Source organism: Kitasatospora sp. NPDC001539 (assembly GCF_040298565.1).
In the GTDB taxonomy this organism is placed as follows: domain Bacteria; phylum Actinomycetota; class Actinomycetes; order Streptomycetales; family Streptomycetaceae; genus Kitasatospora.
This window is the reverse complement of the sequence record NZ_JBEPAK010000402.1, coordinates 1-3,801: the sequence shown is the minus strand read 5'-3', so window position 1 is coordinate 3,801 and position 3,801 is coordinate 1. Positions and strand designations below refer to the sequence as shown.

Sequence of the window (3,801 nt, the reverse complement as noted above, 5' to 3'; positions counted from 1 at the left end):
GAGGGCGACGGCGCGGTGGTCGTGGGTGGTGCGGGTGGTGAGGAGGGTGTGGCCGGCGGCGCGCAGGTCGGTGTCGGGGTGGTCGTGGAGGTAGGCGGCGAGCTGTGCGGCGTGGGCGCGCAGGGCGGCCGGGGTGCGGGCGGAGATGACCCAGGGCACGACGGGCGAGGGCGCCGTGAACGCGGCCTGCTCAGTCTGCTCGCTCTGTTCGGCCTCGACCGGCGGCGCCTCCTCCAGGATCAGGTGCGCGTTCGTCCCGCTGATCCCGAAAGCGGAGACGCCCGCCCGTCGCGGACGCCCGTCCACCTGCGGCCAGTCCCGGGCCTCGGTGAGCAGTTCGACCGCGCCGGAGGACCAGTCCACGTGGGTGGTGGGCTCGCTGACGTGCAGGGTGCGCGGCAGTACCGCGTGGCGCAGGGCGAGCACCATCTTGATCACCCCGGCGATCCCGGCCGCCGCCTGGGTGTGGCCGATGTTGGACTTCAACGAGCCCAGCAGCAGAGGCCGTTCGGCGGGCCGTTCCTTGCCGTAGGTGGCGATCAGGGCCTGGGCCTCGATCGGATCGCCCAGCCGGGTGCCCGTCCCGTGCGCCTCCACCGCGTCCACGTCGGCGGCGGTGAGCCGGGCGTCCTCGAGCGCGGCGCGGATCACCCGCTGCTGTGACGGCCCGTTCGGCGCGGCCAGTCCGTTGGAGGCGCCGTCCTGGTTGAGCGCCGAGCCGCGCACCACCGCCAGCACCCGGTGGCCGTTGCGGCGGGCGTCGGAGAGCCGCTCGACCAGCACCACGCCCACGCCCTCGGCGAGGCCGAACCCGTCCGCGTCCTCGGAGAACGCCTTGCAGCGGCCGGTCCCGGACAGCGCGCCCATGCGACTGAAGCCGATGAACGAGTCGGGGGTCGGCATCACCACCGCCCCGCCCGCGATCGCCATCGAGCACTCGCCGGCCCGCAGGGCCCGGGTGGCGAGGTGCAGGGCGACCAACGAGGAGGAGCAGGCCGTGTCCACCGTGATCGCCGGGCCCTCCAGGCCGAACGCGTACGCCAGCCGGCCCGAGATGACGCTGGTGACACTGCCGGTGATGACGTAGTCCTCGATGGCGGCCGACGCGTCGGCCGAGGTGACGCCGTACCCGTGCTGCATGGCGCCGATGAACGCACCGGTCCGGCTGCCGCGCAGGGCGGCCAGGTCGATGCCGGCCCGCTCGAAGGCCTCCCAGGAGGTCTCCAGCAGCAGCCGCTGCTGCGGGTCCATCGCGAGCGCCTCGCGCGGGCTGATCCCGAAGAACGCGGCGTCGAATCCGTCCACGTCCTGGACGAATCCGCCCTGTTGGCCGCGCACGGCGTCCAGGTCCCAGCCGCGGTCGGTGGGCAGGTCGGAGACCACGTCACCGCCCGTGTCGAGCAGCCGCCAGAGATCGTCCGGTGTCGTCACACCCCCCGGGAACCGGCACGCCATGCCGACGATCGCGATCGCCTCGTCGTCGTCGGCCGCCGCCGCGTCGGCCGGTCCGGTCGGGGCGGTCACCTCCGCCGCTCCCAACTCCAGGACCTCGCGCCGCAGCTGGGCGGCGAGCGCGGTCGGCGTGGGGTAGTCGAACACCAGCGTCGCCGGGAGGCGCAGGCCGGTGGCGGACGCCAGCCGGTTGCGCAGCTCGACCGCCGTCAGGGACTCGAACCCCAGCTCCTTGAAGGCCCGGTCGGGCCGGATGCCGTCCGGACCGCTGCGGCCCAGGACCGCGACGGCGTGGGCGGTGACCAGCTCGGTGAGCACCCGCAGCTGGTCCGCCTCGGGCAGGTCCGTCAGGGACCGCTGGAGTTCGCTCCCGGAGCCGGCCGACCCGGCGGCCGCCTCGGCCGAGGACGCCAGGACGGCGCGCGCCGCCGGGAGTTCGGCCAGCAGCGGGCTGGGGCGCACCGCGGTGAACAGCGGGACGAAACGCTCCCAGTCGATCTCGGCCACCGCGACGAAGGTGTCGTCGTGGTCCAGCGCCTGCTGCAGGGCGGCGACCGCCAGCTCGGGGGCCATCAGCGGGAGGCCCTGCCCGCGCACGCGTCGGCGGGTCCGTTCGACGTCCGGGTCGCCGAGGTTCTTCCAGGTGTTGACGGCGTCCTCCCAGACGCCCCAGGCGACCGACAGCATCGGCAGGCCGCCCGCGCGGCCCTGCTCGGCCAGGGCGTCGAGTGCCGCGTTGGCGGCGGCGTAGGCGGCGTGGTCACCGCTGCCCCAGAAGCCGGCGATCGAGGAGAACAGCACGAAGGCGTCGAGCGTGTCCGCGTCGAGCAGGTCGACCAGGTGCCGGGCCCCGTCGACCTTGGCGGCCAGCACCTGGTCGAGGCTGTCCAGCGTGGTGTCGACGACGGACGTCAACTCGATGAAGGCGGCCGTGTGCAGGACGGCCCGTACCGTGTGGCCATCGGCCCGCAGGCCGTCGAGCAGCCCGGCCACCGCCTCGCGGTCGGCCACGTCGCAGGCCGCCAGGGTGACGGCCACCCCGCGCTCGGCCAGCTCGGCGGCCAGGTCCGAAGCACCCGGGGCGTCCGGGCCCGAGCGGCTGGCCAGCACGAGGTGCTCGGCGCCGTTGTCGGCCAGCCAGCGGGCGAGCCGGGGGCCGAGGCTCCCGGTGCCGCCGGTGACCAGTACCGTCCCCCTCGGGCGCCAGCCCCGGACGGGCTTGGCGTCGCCGAGCGGCGCGTGGACCATCCGCCGGGCGAACAGTCCGGCCGCACGGACCGCCACCTGGTCCTCACCGGACGATCCCGCGAGCACCCGTGCCAGCTGACCGAGCGCCCGCTCGTCGGGCGCCTCCGGCAGGTCGACCAGACCGCCCCAGAGCTGCGACTGCTCCAGCGCGACGACCCGGCCGAGACCCCACAGTTGGGACTGGACGGGATCCGCGGAGGCGTCGGACGGCCCGGCGCACACGGCGCCGCGGGTGGCGCACCACAGCGGCGCCCGGAGGCCGAGGTCGGCCAGCGCCTGGACCAGCGCCAGCGTCAGGGCCAGTCCGCTCGTGACGGTCTGCTTCCCGGGGTGACGACGGGCGTCCAGTCCGAGGAACGACAACACACCCGCCGGGCCGGGCTCGTCGCCGCCGAGCACCTCGCGCACCCTCGCCGCCAGGACGGTCCGGTCCGCGTCGGCCCCGGCGGCTTCCAGCACCTCGGCCCGCGCGCCGCGCAGGCCGAGGAAGCGGACAGCCTCGGTGACCCAGGCGTCATCGGCCCGGCCCTCGGGTACGACGACCAGCCAGGTGCCGGAGAGCGCGGACGCGGCGCCCCCGGGCACCGGCTTCCAGGTGATCCGGTACCGCCAGTCGTCCACCGCCGAACGGTCGCGGCTGCGCCGGTGCCACGAGGAGAGCGCGGGCAGCAGGACGTCCAGCGACCGCCGCTGCTCGTCGTCGTCCTCCACCTGCAGCGTGGCGGCCACGGCGGTGGCGTCCTGCTCCTCGACGGCCTCCCAGAAAGCCGCGTCCACGGCGCTGGGCCCAGCCGGGCCGGCAGCGGAGGGCGTGGCCGTGTCCTCGATCCACAGGTGCTGGTGCTGGAAGGGGTAGGTCGGGAGGTCGGGGTGGTGGCCGGGGTGGAGGTGGGGGGTCCAGTCGACGGGGTGGCCGTGGGTGTGGAGGTGGGCGAGGGAGGTGAGGAGGCGGGTCCAGTTTCCTTCGTTGCGGCGGAGGGTGCCGGTGGTGAGGGTGGGGTGGTCGGTGGTTTCGGCGGTGTCCTGGATGGTTGTGGTGAGGACGGGGTGGGGGCTGATTTCGATGTAGGTGGTGTGGCCGTCGGTGAGGGCGGTGCGGAT

1 protein-coding gene is annotated in these 3,801 nt (G+C 74.9%); it reads right to left on the bottom strand.

From position 1 onward, the window contains the following. On the bottom strand, nucleotides 1–3,801 hold a 3,801-nt coding region (locus ABT247_RS32430; protein ID WP_350749974.1), incomplete at both ends, for an SDR family NAD(P)-dependent oxidoreductase.